Source organism: Pseudomonas sp. B21-035 (assembly GCF_024748945.1).
Taxonomy (GTDB): Bacteria; Pseudomonadota; Gammaproteobacteria; order Pseudomonadales; family Pseudomonadaceae; genus Aquipseudomonas.
In genome coordinates this window covers 251,025-272,516 of sequence record NZ_CP087179.1, presented here as the reverse complement: position 1 = coordinate 272,516, position 21,492 = coordinate 251,025, and the positions used below count along the sequence as shown (strand labels likewise).

Genomic DNA, 21,492 nt, shown 5'->3' with positions numbered 1-21,492 from the left:
GTCTCCTGAACGATTGAACGGATAAGGCCCGGGCGTTATTGCTCCAGCGCCTGGTTAAGCGAAACGTAGAATTCCTGGCACAAGGCGTCGACGGCGGGGCGCGCCTTGGCGGTGACGAAGCCAAGCTCCAGCACCAATACCTGATAGACACCGCGCTTGAAGGCTTCTTCACTCAATTGCGCGGAATTTTCGCGAGTGGTACAGAGAAAACGCACCCAGGACGTAAGCACGATCCAGGCATTGAGGGTCAGCGACTCGATCTGCACGCTGTCCATCTCGACGATGCCGGCCTCGACAAAGCCGCGGTAGATCGCCTGGCCCTGCAGCAGGCAGCGCTGGGAGAAGCGCCGGTAACGGGCGGCCAGTTCCTTGTCGCTGTCGAGCAGGTGTTCCAGGTCGCGGTGCAGAAAGCGGTAGTTCCACATCGCCGCCAGCAACGCCTTGAGGTAGAAGCGCTTGTCTTCGACTGTTGCAACACGCCCCTGGGGCGGGCGCAAAAAGCTTTCCACCAGCTCTTCATACTGGGTGAAGAGCACGGCGATGATTTCCTGCTTGTTGGCGAAGTGGTAGTACAGGTTGCCGGGCGAAATCTCCATGTGCGCGGCAATGTGGTTAGTGCTGACACTGCGCTCGCCCTGCTGGTTGAACAGCTCCAGGCTGTTCTGCACGATGCGCTCGCGGGTCTTGATACGCGGGGCCATGATCAATTCCAGGCGTTGAGCTTGAATGAATAGGTCCATCTTACGGTGTATCCACACCGGTATGTACCCGCAGGCGCTGTGAAAAACAGTCGCACCGGGCACATATTAGAGTATATGCTCTAGAAAACCTGCCTTGCCGTGGAGTTTCGCATGCTCGCCGACGCTACCCGCTCCCTGCCGCCCACCGAATTCGCCGCCCTTGACGCGGTGTTCGCCACCCAGCGCCAGGCCTTTGCCGGCAACCCCCTGCCCTCTGCGCCACAGCGCCGGCAATGGCTGAAAAGCCTGCGCGAAGCCCTGCTGGAGCAACAGGACGCGTTGATCGCAGCGATCAACGAGGATTTCTCTGGCCGTAGCGCCAACGAAACCCTGCTGGCCGAATTGATGCCGAGCATTCAGGGCCTGCGCCATGGCGAAAAGCACCTCAAGCAGTGGATGAAAGCCTCCAGGCGCAAGGTCGGCCTGGCCTTCCAGCCGGCCAGCGCCGAGGTCCAGTACCAACCGCTGGGAGTGGTCGGCATCATCGTGCCGTGGAACTACCCGCTGTTTCTTGCCATCGGCCCGCTGACCTGCGCCCTGGCCGCCGGCAACCGGGTAATGCTCAAGCTCAGCGAAGCAACCCCGGCGACCGGCCTGTTGCTCCAGCAACTGCTCGACAAGATCTTCCCCGAAGACCTGGTCAGCGTGGTGCTGGGTGAGGCCGACGTTGCCCAGGCCTTCTCACGCCTGCCGTTCGATCACCTGCTGTTTACCGGGGCCACCAGCGTCGGCCGCCAGGTGATGCTCGCCGCCGCGCACAACCTAACGCCAGTGACCCTGGAACTGGGCGGCAAATCGCCGGCCATTGTCTCGGCCAGCGTGCCGCTGGCCGACGCCGCCGAACGCATCGCCTTCGGCAAGACCCTCAACGCCGGCCAGACCTGCGTGGCTCCCGACTACGTGCTGGTGCCACGTGATCGCCTGGGGGACTTCGCCACGGCCTACCGCGACGTCGTGCGGCGCTTTTACCCGACCCTGGCCGACAACCCGGACTACAGCGCGATCATCAACCCGCGCCACCTGGCCCGCCTGGAGAGTTATCTCGAGGATGCCCGCAGCAAGGGCGCCGAGATCATCGACCTGTACCCACAAGAGCCACGCCATGGCCGGCGCCTGCCGCCGCACCTGCTGCTCGGGGTCAGCGACGACATGCGCGTGATGCAGGACGAAATCTTCGGCCCGCTGCTGCCGTTGGTGCCCTACGACAGCCTCGACCAGGCGCTGGCCTACATCAATCAACGCCCGCGCCCACTGGCGCTGTATTACTTCGGCTACGAGCGCAGCGAGCAGCAACGGGTACTGGAACAGACCCACTCTGGCGGCGTGTGCCTCAACGACACCCTGTTGCACGTCGCCCAGGACGACCTGCCGTTCGGCGGCATTGGCCCCTCGGGCATGGGCCATTACCACGGCCATGAAGGTTTCCTGACCTTCAGCAAGGCCAAGGCGGTGTTCGCCAAGCAGCGTTTCAACGCCGCGCGGCTGATCTACCCGCCTTACGGCAAGGGGCTGCTCAAGCTGGTGTACACACTGTTCATTCGCTGAAAAACCACCCTCGGGCCTGATAACAATGACCACAAGCCTGCCTGTAAACCCCGCGCTGAGCCGGCGTGGGCTGCTCAAGTTCAGCCTCGGCGCCAGCGCCTTCCTCGCCACCGCCGGGTTGGGCGCCAGCCTTAGCGGCTGCTCGGCGCAAACACCGGCCAGCGGCTTCATTACCCTGCGCGAAAACGACTTGCCGATCCTCCACGCGCTGATTCCGGTAGTCCTGGCTGGCACCCAGGCGGCGGACAACCGCGAAGCCTTGCTGCGCGGGCTGGACAACAAGCTCGCCGCGCTGTCGCCGGCCATGCTCAAGTTGACCCGGCAACTGTTCGACGTGCTCGCCATGACGCTCACCCGCGGGCCGTTGACCGGCATCTGGGGCAGTTGGGACAACGCCAGCAGTGTGCAGATCGAAGCCTTTTTGCAGCGCTGGCAGGACAGCTCGCTGAACCTGCTGCGCATGGGCCATGCCTCGCTGCTGCAACTGCTGCACATGGCCTGGTACGAACTGCCGCAATCCTGGGCCCATTGCGGCTACCCAGGGCCACCCAAGGTCTGATCCACCGATAACCACAAGAGGCTGAACATGCCCGTACCCGACCTGTTTCGCGACGGCCTTGGCCGTGGCTGGAAAACCCGTGATGCCTCGCGCCTGGACCAGGACCTGAGCCTTGAAACCGACATCGCCATTATCGGCAGCGGCGCCGGCGGCGCCACCAGTGCCGAGCTGCTCAGTGCTGCAGGCTTCAAGGTACTGCTGATCGAAGAAGGCCCGCTGAAAACCAGCAGCGACTTTCACATGCTCGAAGACCAGGCCTACGCCAGCCTCTACCAGGAAGGCATCGGGCGCATGAGCAAGGACGGCGCCATCACCATCCTGCAAGGCCGCGCAGTCGGCGGCACCACCCTGATCAACTGGACCTCGAGCTTTCGCACCCCCGCGCCAACCCTGGAGCACTGGGCCCGCGAACACGGGGTAAAAGGCCTGAGCAGCGCCGAATTGGCGCCCTGGTTCGCACGCATGGAACAGCGCCTGGGTATCGAGCCATGGATCATGCCGCCCAACGCCAACAACGAAGCACTGCGCCGCGGCTGCGAAGCGCTGGGCTACAGCTGGAAAGTGATCCCGCGCAACGTGCGCGGCTGCTGGAACCTGGGCTATTGCGGCATGGGTTGCCCGGTCAACGCCAAGCAGTCGATGCTGGTCACCAGCATTCCGGCAACCCTTGAGCACGGCGGCGAGCTGCTGTACCTGGCCCGCGCCGAGCGCCTGGAACACAACGGCGAACAGATCAGCGGCCTGCAATGCGTGGCCATGGACGCGCGCTGCGTCGAGCCCACTGGCCGGCAGATCCGGGTCAAGGCCCGGCATTACATCCTTGCCGGTGGCGGCATCAACAGCCCCGGCCTGCTGCTGCGCTCGGACGCTCCGGACCCCCATGAGCGCCTGGGCAAGCGCACCTTCCTGCACCTGGTCAACTTCAGCGCCGGGCTGTTCAAGGACAAGGTCAATCCGTTCTACGGCGCGCCGCAGTCGATCTACTCCGACCATTTCCAGTGGCGCGACGGCGTCAGCGGGCCGATGGGCTACAAGCTCGAGGTGCCGCCCCTGCACCCGGCGCTGGCCAGCACCTTGCTGGGCAGCTTCGGCAAGGACAACGCCCTGCGCATGGAGCAACTGCCGCACACCCACGTGATGCTCGCCCTACTGCGTGACGGTTTTCACCCCGACAGCGTCGGCGGCGAGGTGCAGTTGCGCGGCGATGGCTCGCCGGTGCTCGACTACCCGCTGTCGGCCTATGCCTGGGACGGCGTGCGCCGGGCTTTCCAGAGCATGGCCGAGATCCAGTTCGCCGCTGGCGCCGACAGCGTGATGCCGGTGCACAGCGATGCCCGCCATGCAAAAAACCTGGCCGAGGCGCGGCAGATGATCGACGGCCTGAACCTTGAACTGTTTCGTACCCGCCTGGGCAGCGCCCATGTCATGGGCGGCTGCGCCATGGGCGAAGACCCGCGCCAGGCGGTGTGCGACAGCCTGGGCCGGCACCATCAGCTGGAAAACCTGTCGATTCACGACGGCTCGCTCTTCCCCACCAGCATCGGCGCCAACCCGCAATTGTCGGTGTATGGCCTCAGTGCCCGGCTCAGCGACGCCCTGGCCGAACGCCTGATTGCTGGCAGATGACAACAAATGGCCGCACTGTCTATAGTGCCTTCAGCGTGGTCGGGCGACTTGGCCGACCGCCACTGCTGCGATACCATCCGACTCCCCAACGCACTCCTGCCAGGACGACGCGATGAACCGAGTGTTGTACCCAGGTACTTTCGACCCTATTACCAAGGGCCATGGCGATCTGGTCGAGCGTGCCTCGCGGCTGTTCGACCAGGTGATCATTGCGGTCGCCGCCAGCCCGAAGAAAAACCCACTGTTCCCGCTGGAGCAACGGGTGGAACTGGCTCGCGAGGTCACCAAGCACCTGCCCAATGTCGAAGTCATCGGCTTCTCCACTTTGCTGGCGCATTTCGCCAAGGAACAGCAGGCCAATGTGTTCCTGCGCGGCCTGCGGGCTGTTTCAGACTTCGAGTACGAGTTCCAGCTGGCGAACATGAACCGCCAACTGGCGCCCGACGTCGAGAGCCTGTTCCTCACCCCTTCAGAGCGCTATTCGTTCATTTCCTCGACCCTGGTCCGGGAAATCGCGGCGCTGGGCGGTGACATCACTAAATTCGTCCACCCGGTGGTGGCCGAGGCCCTGACCGAACGCTTCAAGAAGTGACATCGGTGATTTGACCATGGCGCCCGCGTGCACTGCGGGCGCTAATGCGGCACAATTGTGCCCATTGGTTTTCAAATGCCCGGGTTCTGAGCCCTGGCCGGAGTCCCCATGTCCCTGATCATCACCGACGATTGCATCAACTGCGACGTCTGCGAACCCGAGTGCCCGAACGCTGCGATCTCTCAAGGCGAAGAGATCTACGTGATCGACCCCAACCTGTGCACCCAGTGCGTCGGCCACTACGACGAGCCGCAATGCCAGCAAGTCTGCCCGGTTGACTGCATCCCGCTGGATGAAGCGCATCCGGAGAGCGAAGAGCAGCTGATGGAAAAATACCGCCGAATTACCGGCAAGGCCTGATGCCGTTCGTCGCCCGGCTTGCCCCGCTGGTCCTTGGCGCCGTACTGGCGCTGGGGATGGTCAGTGCCCAGGCACAAGGCCCGGGCCGCGCGGCGATTGCCACGCCGCATAGCGACGCGACTGCCGCCGCACGTGAAATTCTCGAGCAGGGCGGTAACGCCTTTGACGCCGCCATTGCCGTCAGCGCCGCGCTGGCGGTGGTCGAGCCTTATGGTTCAGGCCTGGGCGGCGGCGGCTTCTTCCTGCTGCGCGAGGGCGACACACCCGCCCGCTATGCCTTTATCGATGCCCGCGAGCGCGCACCTGGCAAGGCCAGCGAAGCCATGTACCTCAAGGACGGCAAGGTCCAGCCGGGCTTGTCGATCAATGGCCCGCTGGCGGCGGCGATTCCCGGCTTGCCGGCAGCCCTCGCCGACCTTGCTGCCCATTACGGCAAGCTGCCACTGAAAAGTACCCTGGCCCCGGCTATTCGCCTGGCCAACCAGGGCTTTGCCGTCGACCGCATCTATCGCGACCGCGCGCAGATGCGCTTGAGCGCACTGCGCGACGATCCAGAAAGCGCCCGTCTGTTCCTGATCAACGGTGAAGTGCCGGCCCTGGGCGCTAAAATCCGCCAACCGCAACTGGCCATAACCCTTGAACGTATCGCCAGCCAGGGCCGCGACGGTTTCTATGCCGGCCCGACCGCCCAGGCCATGGTGCAGGGGGTACAGGCCGCGGGCGGGATCTGGAGCCTGGATGACCTGGCCAACTACCGCACCGCCAAACGCGAGCCGCTGCGCTACCAACTGGCCAATCAACGCGAACTGATCAGCGCCCCACCGCCCTCGGCCGGTGGCGTGGCCCTGGCCCAGAGCCTGGCGATGCTGCAGCGCCTGCCCTGGCAGAGCGCCGAGCCTGTACAGCGCAGCCATTACGTACTGGAAGTATTGCGCCGGGCCTACCGTGACCGCGGCCTGCTCGGCGATCCGGACTACGTCAGCAATCCGATACCACAGCTGCTCGCGCGTAATTACCTGACGTCGCTGGCCGACAGCATCGACGTCCGCCAGGCCACGCCCAGCAGCAGCCTGCCGCCCGCCCCGGCCTGGCGCGAGGGCGATCACACCACCCACTTTGCAGTGATCGACGCTGACGGCAATGCCGTGGCCGCGACGTTGTCGGTCAACCTGCCGTTCGGCGCCGCGTTTACTGCCCCGGGCACCGGCGTGGTGTTGAACAACGAAATGGACGACTTTGCCGCCGACCCGCGTGGCAGCAACAGTTACGGCCTGGCCGGCAGCCAGGCCAATGCCGTGGCCGCCGGCAAACGGCCGCTGTCGAGCATGAGCCCGAGCTTTATCGAGAGCCCGACCCAGTTCGCCGCCTTCGGCACGCCGGGCGGCAGCCGTATTCCGAGCATGGTGCTGCTGTCGATGATGGGCTTTCTTGAGGGCCGGCCGGTGGCCGAATGGCCGGCGGTGCCGCGCTATCACCACCAGTACCTGCCCGATGTGGTCGAGCACGAACCGGGGGCTTTCAGCACCGGGCAGCAGCGCGAGCTGCAAGCACGCGGCTACCCGCTCAAGGACCTGGGCCGCAGCTATGGCAATCAGCAAGTGCTGTACTGGGACAAGGCTGGGCAAACCCTCGAAGCCGCCAGCGACCCCCGCGGCGTGGGTGCCGCACAAGTGCTCAGCCCGCGCTGAGCACCTTCACTTCTGGCAGCGTGGGCAGTAGACGCTGGCGCGCTGGCCAAGCTTGACCTCACGCAGGATGCTGCCGCAGACCTTGCAAGGCTCTTCCCCGCGCCCGTAGACGAACAGTTCCTGCTGGAAGTAGCCCGGCTGGCCGTCGCCGCCGATAAAGTCGCGCAAGGTGGTGCCGCCGCGCTCGATGGCGCAGGCGAGGATGCGCTTGATCTCGATCGCAAGCTTCAGGTAGCGCGCCCGGGAAATGCCCCCGGCTTCGCGGCGCGGGTCGATACCGGCAGCGAACAGCGCCTCGGTTGCATAGATATTGCCAACCCCGACCACCACCGCGTTGTCCATGATGAACGGCTTGACCGCCATCGACTTGCCCCGCGACAGCTGGAACAACCGCTCGCCGTCGAACAGATCGGTCAATGGCTCCGGGCCGAGCTTGATCAGCAGCTCATGGTTGAGCGGATCGAGGCTCCAGAGCATCGCGCCGAAGCGCCGCGGGTCGGTGTAGCGCAAGGCCAGGCCCGACTCCAGTTCGATATCCACATGCTCGTGCTTGGCCGCCGGCAATCCAATCTCGACCAGGCGCAAATTACCGGACATGCCCAGGTGGCTGATCAGGGTGCCCACTTCGGCATTGAGCAGCAGGTACTTGGCGCGCCGCTCGACCTTGACGAAGCGCTGCCCGGAAAGGCGAATGTCGAGGTCCTCGGGGATCGGCCAGCGCAGGCGCCGGTCGCGCACGATTACCCGGCTGACCCGCTGGCCCTCCAGGTAAGGCGCAATACCGCGCCGGGTGGTTTCGACTTCTGGCAATTCCGGCATGGATCAGTGACCGCCCAGTTCGCGAATGGTCTGCTTGAGGTTCTCGAAGTCATACTCGGACAGGCCGACATAATCGAGCACCAGGTGCCCGACGGTATTCCATTCGTGGTCGATGCTCTGGTTGCCCAGCACCCGGTACGAAGCGCAGATGTGCTCGGCCATTTTCAGGATCGCCAGCAGGTTTTTCAGCTGGCTGTTGCGCGCCGAGTCATCGCTGAATACCGCCAGGGCGTTGTGATGGTTGGCGATGGCGTTGCTCAGGTGCTCGGGCAGGCGCCACGACTTGGCGGTGTAGTAACCGACCACCGCGTGGTTGGTGTTGAACACCTGGTTCTCGGTGTCGACCACCCGCTGCTCGGCACCGGCGCTGGCGTAGGCATCCTCGAGCACGCTCATGTACTCGGGGAAGCGTTTGAGCATCAACGGCACGCCGCAATCGTGGAACAGGCCCAGGGCATAGGCTTCGTCCACCGCCTGCGAGCCGATGCGCTTGGCCAGGGTCAGGCAGGTCATGGCTACGTCCTGGGCGGTGTCCCAGAAACGGTTGAGGGTGACGATGGTGTCGTCGCTCATCTCGCCCTTGATCGACTGGGCGTTGATCAGGTTGATGATCGAGCGGCTGCCGAGCAGGTTCACCGCGCGCTGGATCGAGGCGATCTTGTTGGTCAGGCCGTAGTACGGCGAGTTGACCAGCTTGAGCAGCGCGCCGGACAGGCCCGGGTCCTGGGAGATCAGCTTGGCGATCACCTCCAGGTCAGGGTCGGGCATGTATTGCTCGAACTGCAGGTCAACCATGATCTGCGGCTGCGGCGGTACGCTGATGCCTTGCAGGGCATGCTGGATCTGTTCGGCGGAGAGTTCCTGGGACATAAGTACACACTCGGGGCTGAGCGGCGATTCTAACCTGATCGTACTGGCCAGCGGTGAAGCTAAAGGCCATCGCTCTGTTGCAATTTGTCGCTATTCCCCATCGAGGCGTCAGGCATCGGGTTATAATCCCGCTCTTTTTTCCCGGAGCGACGTCATGTCCCTGCCCAGCCTTCGTCTCAAAGCCAATGCCGACCGCCGCCTGCGCGCCGGCCACCTGTGGGTCTACAGCAACGAAATCGACGTCGCCGCGACCCCGCTGCATGGCTTCAAGGCCGGTGACCAGGCGATCCTCGAGACCGCCGGCGGCAAGGCCCTGGGCGTCGTCGCCATGAGCCCGAACAACCTGATCTGCGCCCGCCTGCTGTCGCGTGACGCCAAGCTGGCCCTGGACAAATCGCTGCTGGTGCACCGCATCAACGTAGCCCTGTCGCTGCGCGAGCGTCTGTTCGACAAGCCGTTCTACCGCCTGGTGTACGGCGATTCCGACTTGCTGCCGGGCCTGGTGGTCGATCGTTTCGGCGATATCCTGGTGGTCCAGCTCGCTTCGGCGACCATGGAACAGCACAAGGATGACGTGGTTGCCGCGCTGGTCCAGGTGCTCAAGCCCACCGGCATCCTGTTCAAGAACGACTCGGCCGCGCGCGACGCCGAAGGCCTGGGCCGTTACGTTGAAACCGTGTTCGGCCTGGTGCCGGAATGGGTAGCCCTGGAAGAGAACGGCGTGAAGTTCGAGGCGCCGGTCATGGAAGGCCAGAAGACCGGCTGGTTCTACGACCACCGCATGAACCGCGCGCGCCTGGCGCCGTACGTCAAGGGCAAGCGCGTGCTCGACCTGTTCAGCTACATCGGCGGCTGGGGCGTGCAGGCCGGTGCCTTTGGTGCCAGCGAAGTGTTCTGCGTCGATGCCTCGGGCTTTGCTCTGGACGGCGTCGAGCGTAACGCCGGGCTCAACGGCATTGCCGAGAAGCTGACCTGCATCGAAGGCGATGTGTTCGAAGCGCTGAAAGAGCTCAAGGCCTCCGAAGAGCGTTTCGACGTGATCGTGGCCGACCCGCCCGCCTTCATCAAGCGCAAGAAAGACCTGAAAAATGGCGAAGGCGCCTACCGCCGCCTGAACGAGCAAGCCATGCGCCTGCTGACCAAGGACGGCATTCTGGTCAGCGCATCGTGCTCGATGCACCTGCCTGAAGACGACCTGCAGAACATCCTGCTGACCAGCGCCCGTCACCTGGACCGCAACATCCAGCTGCTCGAGCGCGGCGGCCAGGGCCCGGATCACCCGGTGCACCCGGCGATCCCGGAAACCCGCTACATCAAGAGCATCACCTGCCGCCTGCTGCCTAACAGCTAAGGCGTGGTGCTATAAAAAATCCCGGCCTGGTGCCGGGATTTTTTTCGCCTGCAAGACGCTAGCGGTTGGGCTGCCAGGTCAGGTCGACACCATCAATGGTCAGCGTCTTGTAGCGCGGCGTCACCGGTTTCATCTGGCCATGGCGGATCAGCTGAACCAGGCGCTCGGTGTTATCGCGAATACTGTGCAGGCTACCGACTTCGCGCCACTCACCCTTGCCCTCGCGGGCAAACAGAAAAACGCTGGATGCGTAGGTGTGCCGCGGGATCATCAACACTTCGTTGCGCCCGTCGCCATCCATGTCCACGCCCCACAAAAAGCAGCCCCTGCCGGTGCATTGAGTCTCGGCCATGACCATCTTGGCGAACGCCTCGCTGCCAGGCTGCTCGGGGCCCAACCATTCCAGTTTCGGCCCACGAGTGTCTTCGCCATACCGCGCGTGGGATTCTTCCATGATCCACTGCAGCCTCTTGCGCCCTTCAGCGTCGAACAGCTCGTCAGTCTTGAGCCGCTCTTGCAGCGCCGTGAACGCCTCACGTCCCGGCTTGCCCAGGCCGTGATACAAGGTTCTGGCATCGAATTCCTGGATCGCGGTGCGCCCGCTAAGCAAGCGCTCGACCTGGTTGTTGGCACTGAGCTGCAAAGGGTTCAGCAGCGGGGTATAGAACAGCACCACCAGCACCGCGCTGAGCAGGGCAATCCACGGGTTACTGACCCGCAGGCTATTGAGCCAGCCCTTGCCCGAGGCGAACACCGCCCACAGCGCAGCAAGGCTGTGCACCTGCATCACACCAATCAGCAACAGGGCGAGAATACGCTCAGGCGTCAGGCCGTACTGATTCACCCGCAACCAGCTTGAATAGCCCGCCAACGCCACCAGCACCGGCAAGCACAGCAAGCAGGCCTCGACCAGGCGCTTGAGCACACCCGGATAGGGATTGGCCTGATGGCCATCCTGGAACACGCCGTTGACCAAAAACAGGTTGATGGCCACCAGCAACAGCAGGATGGTGGTCGAGTAGCCGGTGTTCCAGATCGGCTGCAACCCGGTAAACGGCAGCATCAGGCTGAACAGCAAGGCGATCAGTGCGCTCAGTGGCAGCAACACACGGCACAGGGTCAGCAGCACACCGCGCAACAGGCCGATGACCTTTTCGTTCTCCAGGCCCATGCGCATCCCCAGGGAGAACACCACAGCCAGACCGATACGCACCACTGGCGCCGAGGTCAGCACATCTTCGACCTGGGGGATGCCGAGCATCAGGAACAGGCGCCCGCACAGCCACAGCAGCAGCCAGAACAACAGAGTGAACAGCAGCGCCAGGAGGACGATGAAGATGTTGTTCCAGGCATGCCGGAACAGGTCTTCATAACGCGGCCGCAGCCCTTCGCGGGTCGGCCAGCTGAGGATGAAGGCGGTGCCGATGTAGGTCACCACAACCGCGGCCAGCCATGAGCTCTGCCAGACCCAGCCCAGGGTGTCCTGGCTGAAGGTCCAGCTGCTGATAAAGCCGATCAGCAGCGTCAGGCCCAGGACCAGCCAGGCGGTACCGCGTTGCAACACCGCACTGCCGAGCAGTTGCAGGTTGACCCCGGCCACCAGCACGGCGGCGCACAGGCCAAATGGCAGCCCGGCGATATCAATCTGGATGTGCCTGGCGAAGAGGAACACCAGGCCTTGCAGCAGGCCAATGGCCAGGTAGAACAGTAAAGATCGACTTATCGCAGGCATTGCAAATCCTTTTGGCCAGTGGGGTGCGAAACGCGCAAGTCTACCCAAAGCCTGGCAGCCGACGCCAAGGCCTTTACCTTGCGGGCTGCACCAACGGCCAATTATCACAACGCCATTCCCTCAAGGCCGCAGCGGTGTAGAATCGGGCTATTCATCGCCAGTCATCCCCGGCGGGTTTATGAGCTCTGGCCGAGCGCACGGCGATCCCGCGGCGATCTCGGCTTCATCCGTACCAGCGGCCACCTGCCTTCGGTGCAAAGGACAAGAGAAGCTCACTCCCCTTTTTGTTACCTGATTAGCCGCCAGGAGTGCTTCATGCCTGATTACCGCTCGAAAACGTCCACCCACGGCCGCAATATGGCCGGCGCCCGCGCCCTCTGGCGTGCCACCGGGATGAAGGACGAAGACTTCAAGAAACCGATCATCGCCATCGCCAACTCGTTCACCCAGTTCGTCCCGGGCCACGTGCACCTGAAGGACCTCGGCCAGCTGGTGGCTCGCGAGATCGAACGCGCCGGTGGCGTGGCCAAGGAATTCAACACCATCGCGGTCGACGACGGCATCGCCATGGGCCATGACGGCATGCTCTATTCGCTGCCAAGCCGCGAGATCATCGCCGACTCGGTCGAGTACATGGTCAACGCCCACTGCGCCGACGCCATCGTCTGCATCTCCAACTGCGACAAGATCACCCCCGGCATGCTGATGGCCGCCCTGCGCCTGAACATCCCGGTGATCTTTGTTTCCGGCGGGCCGATGGAAGCCGGCAAGACCAAACTGGCCAGCCACGGCCTGGACCTGGTCGATGCCATGGTCATTGCCGCCGACTCCACTGCCAGCGATGAAAAAGTCGCCGAGTACGAGCGCAGCGCCTGCCCGACCTGCGGTTCGTGCTCCGGCATGTTCACCGCCAACTCGATGAACTGCCTGACCGAAGCCCTGGGCTTGGCTCTGCCGGGCAACGGTTCGACCCTGGCCACCCACAGCGACCGCGAGCAGCTGTTCCTGCAGGCCGGGCGCACCATCGTCGAGCTGTGCAAGCGCTACTACGGCGACAACGACCAGAGCGTACTGCCGCGCAACATCGCCAACTTCAAGGCGTTCGAGAACGCCATGATGCTCGACATCGCCATGGGCGGTTCGACCAACACCATCCTGCACCTGCTGGCCGCCGCCCAGGAAGCCGAGATCGCTTTCGACCTGCGCGACATCGATCGCCTGTCGCGCAAAGTGCCGCAGCTGTGCAAAGTGGCGCCGAACATCCAGAAGTACCACATGGAAGACGTCCACCGCGCCGGCGGCATCTTCAGCATCCTCGGCTCGCTGGCCCGTGGCGGCCTGCTGCACACCGACCTGCCGACCGTGCACAGCCCGAGCATGGAAGAAGCCATCGCCAAGTGGGACATCACCCAGACCAGCGACGAAGCGGTGCACCACTTCTTCAAGGCGGGCCCGGCCGGTATTCCGACCCAGACCGCGTTCAGCCAGTCGACCCGCTGGCCGAGCCTGGACGACGACCGTGAAAACGGCTGCATCCGCAGCGTCGAGCACGCCTACTCGCAAGAAGGCGGCCTGGCGGTGCTGTACGGCAACATCGCCCTGGACGGCTGCGTGGTGAAAACCGCCGGCGTCGACGAGTCGATCCACGTCTTCGAAGGCAACGCCAAGATCTTCGAAAGCCAGGACAGCGCCGTGCGCGGCATCCTTGCTGACGAAGTGAAGGCCGGTGACATCGTCATCATCCGCTACGAAGGCCCGAAAGGCGGCCCGGGCATGCAAGAGATGCTCTACCCGACCTCGTACCTCAAGTCCAAGGGCCTGGGCAAAGCCTGCGCCCTGCTCACCGACGGCCGTTTCTCTGGCGGCACCTCGGGCCTGTCGATCGGCCACGCTTCGCCAGAAGCCGCAGCCGGCGGCGCTATCGGCCTGGTGCAGGACGGCGACAAGGTGCTGATCGACATCCCCAACCGCTCGATCAACCTGCTGGTCAGCGATGAAGAGCTGGCGGCGCGCCGTATCGAGCAAGACAAGAAAGGCTGGAAGCCGGTCGAAGCGCGGCCACGCAAAGTGACCACGGCGCTCAAGGCCTACGCCCTGCTGGCGACCAGCGCCGACAAGGGCGCGGTACGTAACAAGGCACTGCTCGACGGGCTGTAAGCAGAAAAGCATCGCGGGGCAAGCCCGCTCCCACAGGTGTGGGAGCGGGCTTGCCCCGCGATGGCCTCAACTCAGTACTTGGCCCGTACAGTAAAGGTCAGGTTGCGCGGTTCGCCATAGAAGTTCGACCCCCACGAACTGTCCACCCGCTCATAGTAGGTACGATCGAACAGGTTGTTGGCCGTCAGCGTTGCCGACAGGTTCTGGTTGATTTTGTACCCTACCTGGGCCGTGGCAATGCTGTAGCCGCCCTGGACGAAGTCGACGTCACGCTTGTAGTAGGTGGCGCTCACCGCCCGTAGCCCGCCACCGACACTGAAGTCCTTCAACGGGCCATCGGCGAACTCGTAGCGCGTCCACAGGTTGAAGTTGTGCTTGGGGGTGATGGTGGTGCCCTGGTTGGTGTCTTCGCCGCTCAGCGACTTGAGCATGGTGAAGGCGTAGCCGGTGCTGATGCTCCAGTTGTCGGTGAGGTTGCCGCTCAGCTCGGTTTCCCAACCCTGGCTACGGATCTTGCCTTGCGGCTCGTAGTACTGGTTGTTGGCGACCAGCTCGGCGCGGTTTTCGTCGTAGATGCGAAACAGCGCCACGCTGCCATTCAAGCGCCCCTCATAAAACTCGCGCTTGAGGCCGATTTCGTACTGCTTGCCTTTGCGCGGGGCGATGGTCTCGCCGCCGGCATTCACATCGGTCTGCGGCTTGAACACGCTGGTGTAGCTGGCATAGGCCGACAGTTCCGGGGTCAGTTTGGCCACCAGCGCGCCATAGGGGATGACCTTGCGGTTGATGCTCGACTCGGTGCTGTTGAAGTTGTTGAAGAAGGCGTTGGCGTTGTGCGCTTCGCTTTCGAACCAGGTCACCCGGCTGCCGAGGATCACGTCCAGCCAGTCGGTGGCGCTGATCTTGGTGCGGGCGTAGAGGCCGTACTGGTGCGATTTCGACCAGTTGCCGTTGTCCATTTGGTACTTCTGCTTAGGGATATTGATGCTGCCCGGGTCGAACACGTTGGTGTCGAAGTATTCTCCGCCGCCGTAGGTGAAGTCCTTGTCCAGGTGCTGGTATTCGGCGCCCACCGTCAGCTCGTGGGTACGGCCAAAGGCTTCCACTGGCAAGGTCACGAAGCTGTCCAGGCCCAGGGTCTTGATGTGCGTGTAGTAGGAATAGGCCACGGCCGAGCTGGCGCCGGTGGCCGGGTCGACCGCACCGTCGCTCCAGGTGAAGTTGCGGGTCGGGGTCTCGGCGTCGCGGTAAGTCAGCGAGGTCTTGAACTGGCCGCCGTTGTCCAGGGCATGATCGACTTCGAAGAAGCTTTCCCAGACGTGCTCGTCCAGTTCGTTCCATTTGGCATCGACAAAGGTCGAGCGCTTGACGTCCAGCAGCTTGCCATTGGCGTACGCCGGCAGGCCGAACGCCGGGGTCGAATGGTTTTTCTGATAGGCGCCGCCCAGCGATAGGGTGGTGTCCGGGGTCACGTCGTATTCCAGCCGGCCGTAAACCATTGGCCGCTCGTTCTGGGCGTAGTCGACGAAGGACTTGTTGTCTTCGTAGGCGGTGACGAAGCGCCCGCGCAGGCTGCCGTCGCTGTTGAGCGGGCCGGTGATGTCGACGGTCGAGTGGTAATGATCGTAGGAGCCTGCCGACAGCTCGCCGCTCAGGGCGAACTGGCCTAGGGCGCGCTTGCGCACCAGGTTGATGGTGCCACCAGGTTCACCCGCGCCCTGGTACAGGCCGGAAGGCCCGCGCAGCACTTCGACGTGGTCGAACATCGCCAGGTCGAAGCTGGTCATCAGGTCGCCCTGGCCAGTCATTTGCGAAACACCATCGACCTGCACCTGATCGACCAGGAAGCCGCGCATGTACACGTCGTTGAGGCTGGAGCCGGAGTTGTAGCTTTTGATCGTCGCCCCGGTCACCTGACGCATGGCGTCCTGCAGGCTGTTCATGTTCTGGTCGTCCAGGCGCTGGCGGGTGACCACCGACACCGACTGCGGAATGTCCTTGAGCTTCTGTTCGCCCTTGCCGATGGTCAACGCACCGGTGGTGTAGGACTGGCTGCCTTCGGTAGTAGCCCCAAGCACCTTGCCGCCGACCATGGTCGCGCCCAACTGCAGCGCCGCCTCTTCACCCTGGCGTTTTTCCAGGGTCACGCTGTCGCGATCGATGTAGCTGGCGCTCAGGCCAGTGCCAGCCAGCAGGCGGGCCAGTGCCTGGTCCTGTGGATAACTGCCGCTGATGCCCGGGGAGCGCAAGCCCTGAGTGACCTCGGCGCCGACCAGCACCTGCACCCGGGTAACCGCACTGAAAGCCGCCAGCGCTGCATCCAGCGACTGCGCCGGAATCTCGAAGCGATACTCCTGCGCTTGCGCGGCAGGCGCGGCCAGTATCGGCGTTGCCAGTGTGCCGCAGCCCAGGGCAATGGCCAGGCTCAGCAGGGTGGGCACGCCGGGCAGGCGCCGGGTGGCGGTGGTATGTTCCATCAGTGAAGCTCCCCAGAATCGTCGAAGTCGTTGAATAGCGCCGCACTGTCTGAGAGTGCTTATTATTTGCGCCTACGAGATCAAGGACGTCAGCTACTGGGGAAACCCTGAAACTTTCGTAAGAAATTTTTCAGCCCTCACGCAACACCCGCAGATACGGGGTGTAATGCTCGGCGCGCAGGCCCAGGGTGTGGGTCAGGGCCTTGAGCACCGCCTCGGGCTTGTCGATCTCGAACACCCCCGAGACCTTGCGCTGGCGCAGGCCCTCGCCCAGCACCAGGGTCTGCCCCGGCCAGTAGCGGTTGAGGGCATCGACCACTTCGACCAGCGGCTGCTCGCGGAATACCAGCTGGCGTTGGCGCCAGGCGAACTCGGCGGCCACATCGAAAGCATGTGCCGAACCCAGTTGTGTGCCGCGATACTCGACGGCGCGACCAGGCTCCAGCAGCACCGACTGATGGCTGTCGGCACCGACCTGGACCTTGCCCTGGGCAACCCGCACTCGGGTCTGGTCACCTTCCCGGGCGACGCTGAAACGCGTGCCCACCACCTTCACCCAGCCATCGCCGGAGCGAATCACGAATGGCCGCGCCGGATCATGGCTGACCTCGAACCACGCCTCGCCACGCAGCAGCCGCACCCGCCGCTCGCCACCTGCCAGCTCGACCTGCACGGCCGTGTCGGTGTTGAGCTGCAGTTGCGAACCGTCCGCCAAGGCAATGCTGCGCGACTCGCCAGTGGCGGTGGCGTAGTCGGCACGCCAGCGGTCCGGCCAGGGGCTATTCACCAGTAAAGCGACCATCAGCAATACCGACGCGGCACTCGCCCAGAGCTGCAGCCGCGGTCGGCGCCAACGCGCGCGCTGGGCCTGACGCAGTTGCCGTGCCGGCTCACGCAGGGCCCCGAGCAGGCCAAGCACCTCGTCCCAGGCCTGGGCCTGTTCCGGGCCCTGGCCCAGCCAGGCGCTGAAGGCCTCACGTTCTGCGGGCGTGACGTCGTCGGCCTGCAGGCGGTAGTACCAGCCACTGGCTTCGGCGAACAGGTCGTCGGCATCCGTGGCGTGAGGGTCGGTCATCGGGGTATCCGTCACTGCAAATGGCCGGTTCATGGACGCGGCCCCGGCGTGCCACTGAGCAAGCGCGCCTTGATAAAGGCCCGGCAGTCGATCAGCGCACGGCGCAATTGGTATTCGACACTACGCGGGGAAATCTGCAGCCGCTCGCCAATTTCCCGGTAGGAACATTCGTCGACATGATAAAGCAGGAAGATATGCCGGGTCGCCTCGGGCAGGGCCTGAATGGCCTCGTGCATCAGCGCTTGTTCCTGCAGCGCCGAGAGTTGCTCGTCGGCCCCGGGCGCTTCGCAGGCCAGCTCGTCGCTGGGCTCACCGCCGTCCAGGCGCTCGCGGCGGATGGCCTGGCGCTGGTGGTCACGGATCAGGTTGCTGGCAATGGTGAAAAGAAAGGCCGGCAGGTTGTCGATCTTCTTGTCGGCAGGCAGCCGCGCCAGGCGCAGGAAAGATTCCTGGGTCAGGTCGGCTGCCACCTGCGAATTGCCCGTGCGGCGCGCAACAAAGGCTTCCAGCGCTTTCTTGTGCTCGGCAAACAGGCGGGCAATCTGCGTATTCCACGAAGACACGGTACTTCCTGGCGGTGGACCTCAAGGTGCGCGCACGCTAGCAGAAGATGAGATAAATTCGCAATTGATATCTATTTTGCTTACTGAATCTGCTCCGGTGTAACGATCACCCAGTTCTTGTCCGCCGTCACCGGCAAGCCCTCCTTGGCCTGCGCCGCGGCATGCTTGGCGATCATGCCGTTGAGCTGGTCCATGTACTTGGCCTTACGGTTTATCCACAGGTGGATGCCGCCCTTGGCCACGTCGACGCTATGAAACTGCATGTAGCCGTCACTGGTCGGAGTATCGCCACCGACCAGCACCGGCTTCTTCCATTCGTCGATATAGGTGAGGATGGCCGCCTGCTTGCCGGCCATCCAGGTGGCCGGGGTCCACAGATACGGGGTCAGCTCAAGGCCCATGTTGGCCTGCGGGTCATAGCTGCCGGCGCTGATCTGCTTGCGCGCGGTGGTCAGGGCGCCGCTGTTGCGGTCCTTGAGCAGCAGACTGACGCCGATCACGTTCTGCGGTTTGACGTTGTAGCCGTACTTGGGGTCGGCAGCGACCATGCGCACCAGCTCTTCGGAGGCGGCGCTGATCACGTAGACCTCAATGCCGTTCTCCATCAGCTTGTTGAACAGCTCGGCCTGGCCGGCGAACACTTTCGGCGGTTGCACCTCGATGGGCTTGACCTGATCACCCTCGTAATAGGTGCTCGGCACCGGCTTGCCCGAGGCCATCAGCTCGTCGACATAGCCCTTGAGCTCCTTGAGGGTGAAACCGGAAAACACCTGGGCGACCCAGGGGTAGCAGACCATGTCGTCGATTTCGCAGAGCCGATAGTAGTAGCTGAACAGGCTCTCCTTGTGCTCGGCGGTGTCTTTGAAGGGGATGAGCTTGAGCGACGGGTCGAGTTTGTCGCGGCTGAGCAGGCCCTTGTTCTCCATGAACGGCAGCAGCGATTCTTCGAGGTCGAAGCGGTAGCTGGTGTTGTCCATGTCGAAGACCGCATAGTTGCCCTTATTGGCATTGGCCGCGATCATGCTGTCCAGTTGCTTGGCAGCCTCGGCCGGCCAGTGCTTGAGCTCGGTGGCCCAGCTGTGCCCGGCGAGCAGCAGGGCGAGGCCGGCGGCGAGGACTTTCGGAGCAGACGTCATGTGCTTTTCTCCAGAAAAGTGGCCCGCCCACGCTAGCAAAGCCTGCAATGCGCACCGACCCGACAGCGACACCGACACGCCCCTGAGCGGCCAAGAGCATTCTGTTTGCGACCTGGCGTTATTCCAAAAACGACTATCGAAATTCCATTTCGATATAAATTCGTTGGTTTTCATGCTGTTAGCATTTCTGTTCGCAATCGCACACAGAGGCGATGCCCCGCCTTTTTTCCTGGAGCTTCAATGAATCTGCCGTTGTCTCTCAATCTGCTGGCGTTCCTGGCCTTGCTGCTAGGCCTGGCGCAAACCCGTCATGGCAACTGGAGCCTGGCCAAGAAAGTGCTGGTCGGCCTGGTCCTCGGCGTGCTGTTTGGCGCTGCCCTGCATGCCATTTACGGCGCCGGCAACCCGGTCCTCAAGGCCACCATCAGTTGGCTCGACCTGGTCGGCAACGGCTACGTGCAGTTGCTGCAGATGATCGTCATGCCGCTGATCTTCGCCTCGATCCTCAGTGCCGTGGCGCGCCTGCACAATGCTTCGTCGCTGGGCAAGATCAGCTTCCTGACCATCGGCACGCTGCTGTTCACCACGGCCATCGCCGCGTTGATCGGTATCGTGCTGACCAACCTGTTTGGCCTGACCGCCGAAGGCCTGGTGGCCGGTACCGCCGAAACCGCGCGCATGGCGGCGATCCAGAGCGACTACGTGGGCAAGGTCACCGACCTGAACATCCCGCAATTGCTGCTGTCGTTCATCCCCAGCAACCCGGTAGGCGACCTGGCCCGGGCCAAGCCGACCTCGATCATCAGCGTGGTGATCTTTGCCGTGTTCCTCGGCATGGCCGCCCTGCAGTTGCTCAAGGATGACGCCGAGAAGGGCAACCGCGCCCTGGCCGCCATCGACACCCTGCAAGCCTGGGTGATGCGCCTAGTGCGCCTGGTGATGAAGCTCACCCCCTACGGCGTGCTGGCGTTGATGACCAAGGTAGTGGCCAGCTCGAACCTCGACGACATCCTCAAGCTCGGCAGCTTCGTGGTGGTCTCGTACATCGGCCTGGGCCTGATGTTCGTGGTACACGGCGTGCTGCTGGCGATGAGCGGCGTCAACCCGCTGCGCTTCTTCCGCAAGGTCTGGCCGGTACTGACCTTCGCCTTCACCAGCCGCTCCAGCGCCGCCAGCATCCCGCTGAGCATCGAGGCGCAAACCCTGCGCCTGGGTATTCCGCAGTCGATCGCAAGCTTTGCCGCGTCATTTGGCGCAACCATTGGCCAGAACGGCTGTGCCGGCCTGTACCCGGCAATGTTGGCGGTGATGGTGGCGCCAGCGGTGGGCATCGATCCGTTTGACCCGCTGTGGATTGCCACCCTGGTGGCGATCGTCACCCTGAGCTCGGCAGGTGTTGCCGGTGTCGGCGGCGGTGCGACTTTCGCGGCGCTGATCGTATTGCCGGCCATGGGCTTGCCGGTGGAGCTGGTGGCCTTGCTGATCTCGGTCGAGCCGCTGATCGACATGGGCCGCACGGCGCTGAACGTCAACGGCTCAATGACGGCCGGGGCGATTACCAGCCAGATGCTCAAACAGACCGACAAGTCGGTGCTGGATGCGCAGGAACATGCGCAGCTGACGCACTCCTGACGACCTCATCGCGGGGCCTCGACTTGCCCCGCGATGCATTTCAGGCCTTTTCCCAGACCTCGAAGTGATACGCCGGCTTGTCACCCTCAGCCGGATTGGCCTGAGTCGACGCCAGCCTCCACTGCGCCGGATCAAACTCAGGAAACCACGCATCCCCTTGCGGGCTGAGTTCAACCCGGGTCAGGTACAGGCGATCCGCCAGGCCGCGCTCGATGGCCTGGGTATACAGCTGCGCGCCGCCGATCAGCATCAGCTCGTCGACGCCCTGCGCCAGTGCCCACTGCTCGGCACGCTCAATGGCAGCCTCCAGCGAGGCGAACACTTCGGCACCTTCGAGCTGCAAGCCCGGCTGGCGGCTGACCACCAGGTTCAAGCGCCCCGGCAGTGGGCGACCCAGCGAATCCCAGGTCTTGCGCCCCATGATGATCGGCTTGCCCAGGGTGGTGGCCTTGAAATACTTGAAATCCCCCGGCAAGTGCCAGGGCATGCTGTTGTCGATGCCGATCACGCGGTTCTCGGCGAGGGCCGCGATCAGGCTGAGGGGGAGTGATGTTTTCATGCCGGCGAGGA

At 63.6% G+C, this 21,492-nt stretch carries 18 protein-coding genes; 9 read left to right on the top strand and 9 right to left on the bottom strand.

Translation table 11 applies throughout. From position 1 onward, the window contains the following. Positions 1 to 35 precede the first annotated feature (35 nt). Positions 36 to 701, bottom strand: a complete 666-nt coding sequence (locus LOY22_RS01190; protein ID WP_258595872.1) for a TetR/AcrR family transcriptional regulator — start codon at positions 699 to 701, stop codon at positions 36 to 38. A gap of 150 nt (positions 702 to 851) precedes the next feature. Here LOY22_RS01190 and LOY22_RS01185 point away from each other — a divergent pair, with 150 nt between their 5' ends. From LOY22_RS01185 to ggt, 6 genes are all read left to right on the top strand, one after another. Next, entirely contained in the window at positions 852 to 2,285 is a 1,434-nt protein-coding gene (locus LOY22_RS01185; RefSeq protein ID WP_213602737.1) for a coniferyl aldehyde dehydrogenase, read from the top strand. Positions 2,286 to 2,310: 25 nt separating this feature from the next. Then, positions 2,311 to 2,844 (top strand): twin-arginine translocation pathway signal protein, encoded by a 534-nt coding sequence (locus LOY22_RS01180; RefSeq protein WP_258595870.1) that lies wholly within the window; start codon positions 2,311 to 2,313, stop codon positions 2,842 to 2,844. A gap of 27 nt (positions 2,845 to 2,871) precedes the next feature. Further along, complete coding sequence (locus LOY22_RS01175) at positions 2,872 to 4,470, top strand: GMC family oxidoreductase (RefSeq protein ID WP_258595867.1); 1,599 nt, start codon at positions 2,872 to 2,874, stop codon at positions 4,468 to 4,470. A gap of 112 nt (positions 4,471 to 4,582) precedes the next feature. Continuing rightward, positions 4,583 to 5,062, top strand: a complete 480-nt coding sequence (gene coaD, locus LOY22_RS01170) for a pantetheine-phosphate adenylyltransferase (protein ID WP_038997673.1) — start codon at positions 4,583 to 4,585, stop codon at positions 5,060 to 5,062. Between the two features lie 108 nt (positions 5,063 to 5,170). After that, positions 5,171 to 5,422, top strand: a complete 252-nt coding sequence (locus tag LOY22_RS01165) for a YfhL family 4Fe-4S dicluster ferredoxin (protein WP_093377271.1) — start codon at positions 5,171 to 5,173, stop codon at positions 5,420 to 5,422. Beyond that, the gene (gene ggt / locus LOY22_RS01160; protein WP_213602741.1) at positions 5,422 to 7,110 is read left to right on the top strand and encodes a gamma-glutamyltransferase; all 1,689 of its coding nucleotides are present in this window, start codon (positions 5,422 to 5,424) and stop codon (positions 7,108 to 7,110) included. Before LOY22_RS01165 ends, ggt begins: the two co-directional genes overlap by 1 nt. 6 nt (positions 7,111 to 7,116) lie before the next feature. Here the strand turns inward: ggt and mutM are convergent, their stop codons facing one another. Together mutM and LOY22_RS01150 are read right to left on the bottom strand one after the other, a co-directional pair. Continuing rightward, positions 7,117 to 7,929, bottom strand: a complete 813-nt coding sequence (gene mutM, locus LOY22_RS01155; RefSeq protein WP_045201873.1) for a bifunctional DNA-formamidopyrimidine glycosylase/DNA-(apurinic or apyrimidinic site) lyase — start codon at positions 7,927 to 7,929, stop codon at positions 7,117 to 7,119. Between the two features lie 3 nt (positions 7,930 to 7,932). Beyond that, on the bottom strand, positions 7,933 to 8,799 hold the full coding sequence (locus LOY22_RS01150; RefSeq protein ID WP_045201871.1) for an HDOD domain-containing protein: 867 nt from the start codon (positions 8,797 to 8,799) through the stop codon (positions 7,933 to 7,935). A gap of 154 nt (positions 8,800 to 8,953) precedes the next feature. Here LOY22_RS01150 and LOY22_RS01145 point away from each other — a divergent pair, with 154 nt between their 5' ends. Next, complete coding sequence (locus tag LOY22_RS01145; RefSeq protein ID WP_010222172.1) at positions 8,954 to 10,150, top strand: class I SAM-dependent rRNA methyltransferase; 1,197 nt, start codon at positions 8,954 to 8,956, stop codon at positions 10,148 to 10,150. Between the two features lie 58 nt (positions 10,151 to 10,208). Here the strand turns inward: LOY22_RS01145 and LOY22_RS01140 are convergent, their stop codons facing one another. Beyond that, on the bottom strand, positions 10,209 to 11,882 hold the full coding sequence (locus tag LOY22_RS01140; RefSeq protein ID WP_258595862.1) for a DUF4153 domain-containing protein: 1,674 nt from the start codon (positions 11,880 to 11,882) through the stop codon (positions 10,209 to 10,211). Between the two features lie 315 nt (positions 11,883 to 12,197). Here LOY22_RS01140 and ilvD point away from each other — a divergent pair, with 315 nt between their 5' ends. After that, a complete protein-coding gene (gene ilvD / locus LOY22_RS01135) occupies positions 12,198 to 14,039 on the top strand; it encodes a dihydroxy-acid dehydratase (RefSeq protein WP_045201867.1) in 1,842 nt (613 codons plus the stop codon). Between the two features lie 71 nt (positions 14,040 to 14,110). Here ilvD and LOY22_RS01130 read toward each other — a convergent pair whose 3' ends face one another. From LOY22_RS01130 to LOY22_RS01115, 4 genes are all read right to left on the bottom strand, one after another. After that, on the bottom strand, positions 14,111 to 16,516 hold the full coding sequence (locus tag LOY22_RS01130; protein ID WP_258595859.1) for a TonB-dependent receptor: 2,406 nt from the start codon (positions 16,514 to 16,516) through the stop codon (positions 14,111 to 14,113). A 130-nt stretch (positions 16,517 to 16,646) separates the two neighbouring features. Beyond that, positions 16,647 to 17,591 (bottom strand): FecR family protein, encoded by a 945-nt coding sequence (locus LOY22_RS01125; RefSeq protein ID WP_258595857.1) that lies wholly within the window; start codon positions 17,589 to 17,591, stop codon positions 16,647 to 16,649. A gap of 29 nt (positions 17,592 to 17,620) precedes the next feature. Further along, positions 17,621 to 18,154 carry an RNA polymerase sigma factor gene (locus tag LOY22_RS01120; RefSeq protein WP_258595855.1) on the bottom strand — a complete coding sequence of 178 codons (534 nt, stop codon included), beginning with the start codon at positions 18,152 to 18,154 and terminating at the stop codon, positions 17,621 to 17,623. A gap of 80 nt (positions 18,155 to 18,234) precedes the next feature. Beyond that, entirely contained in the window at positions 18,235 to 19,290 is a 1,056-nt protein-coding gene (locus LOY22_RS01115; protein ID WP_258595853.1) for a haloacid dehalogenase-like hydrolase, read from the bottom strand. A 240-nt stretch (positions 19,291 to 19,530) separates the two neighbouring features. On the opposite strand from LOY22_RS01115, the gene LOY22_RS01110 reads away from it, so the two are divergent. After that, positions 19,531 to 20,922 carry an L-cystine transporter gene (locus LOY22_RS01110; RefSeq protein ID WP_045201857.1) on the top strand — a complete coding sequence of 464 codons (1,392 nt, stop codon included), beginning with the start codon at positions 19,531 to 19,533 and terminating at the stop codon, positions 20,920 to 20,922. Between the two features lie 40 nt (positions 20,923 to 20,962). Here the strand turns inward: LOY22_RS01110 and LOY22_RS01105 are convergent, their stop codons facing one another. Further along, positions 20,963 to 21,481, bottom strand: a complete 519-nt coding sequence (locus LOY22_RS01105; protein ID WP_258595851.1) for a dihydrofolate reductase — start codon at positions 21,479 to 21,481, stop codon at positions 20,963 to 20,965. Between the last annotated feature and the right edge of the window lie 11 nt (positions 21,482 to 21,492).

Coding starts and splice junctions, on each gene's coding strand:
- coaD (WP_038997673.1), top strand. CDS start 4,583: ATGAACCGAGTGTTGTACCCAGGTACTTTCGACCCTATTACCAAGGGC.
- LOY22_RS01185 (WP_213602737.1), top strand. CDS start 852: ATGCTCGCCGACGCTACCCGCTCCCTGCCGCCCACCGAATTCGCCGCC.
- LOY22_RS01180 (WP_258595870.1), top strand. CDS start 2,311: ATGACCACAAGCCTGCCTGTAAACCCCGCGCTGAGCCGGCGTGGGCTG.
- ilvD (WP_045201867.1), top strand. CDS start 12,198: ATGCCTGATTACCGCTCGAAAACGTCCACCCACGGCCGCAATATGGCC.
- LOY22_RS01145 (WP_010222172.1), top strand. CDS start 8,954: ATGTCCCTGCCCAGCCTTCGTCTCAAAGCCAATGCCGACCGCCGCCTG.
- LOY22_RS01125 (WP_258595857.1), bottom strand. CDS start 17,591: ATGACCGACCCTCACGCCACGGATGCCGACGACCTGTTCGCCGAAGCC.
- LOY22_RS01190 (WP_258595872.1), bottom strand. CDS start 701: ATGGCCCCGCGTATCAAGACCCGCGAGCGCATCGTGCAGAACAGCCTG.
- mutM (WP_045201873.1), bottom strand. CDS start 7,929: ATGCCGGAATTGCCAGAAGTCGAAACCACCCGGCGCGGTATTGCGCCT.
- LOY22_RS01130 (WP_258595859.1), bottom strand. CDS start 16,516: ATGGAACATACCACCGCCACCCGGCGCCTGCCCGGCGTGCCCACCCTG.
- LOY22_RS01105 (WP_258595851.1), bottom strand. CDS start 21,481: ATGAAAACATCACTCCCCCTCAGCCTGATCGCGGCCCTCGCCGAGAAC.
- LOY22_RS01110 (WP_045201857.1), top strand. CDS start 19,531: ATGAATCTGCCGTTGTCTCTCAATCTGCTGGCGTTCCTGGCCTTGCTG.
- LOY22_RS01165 (WP_093377271.1), top strand. CDS start 5,171: ATGTCCCTGATCATCACCGACGATTGCATCAACTGCGACGTCTGCGAA.
- LOY22_RS01115 (WP_258595853.1), bottom strand. CDS start 19,290: ATGACGTCTGCTCCGAAAGTCCTCGCCGCCGGCCTCGCCCTGCTGCTC.
- LOY22_RS01175 (WP_258595867.1), top strand. CDS start 2,872: ATGCCCGTACCCGACCTGTTTCGCGACGGCCTTGGCCGTGGCTGGAAA.
- ggt (WP_213602741.1), top strand. CDS start 5,422: ATGCCGTTCGTCGCCCGGCTTGCCCCGCTGGTCCTTGGCGCCGTACTG.
- LOY22_RS01150 (WP_045201871.1), bottom strand. CDS start 8,799: ATGTCCCAGGAACTCTCCGCCGAACAGATCCAGCATGCCCTGCAAGGC.
- LOY22_RS01140 (WP_258595862.1), bottom strand. CDS start 11,882: ATGCCTGCGATAAGTCGATCTTTACTGTTCTACCTGGCCATTGGCCTG.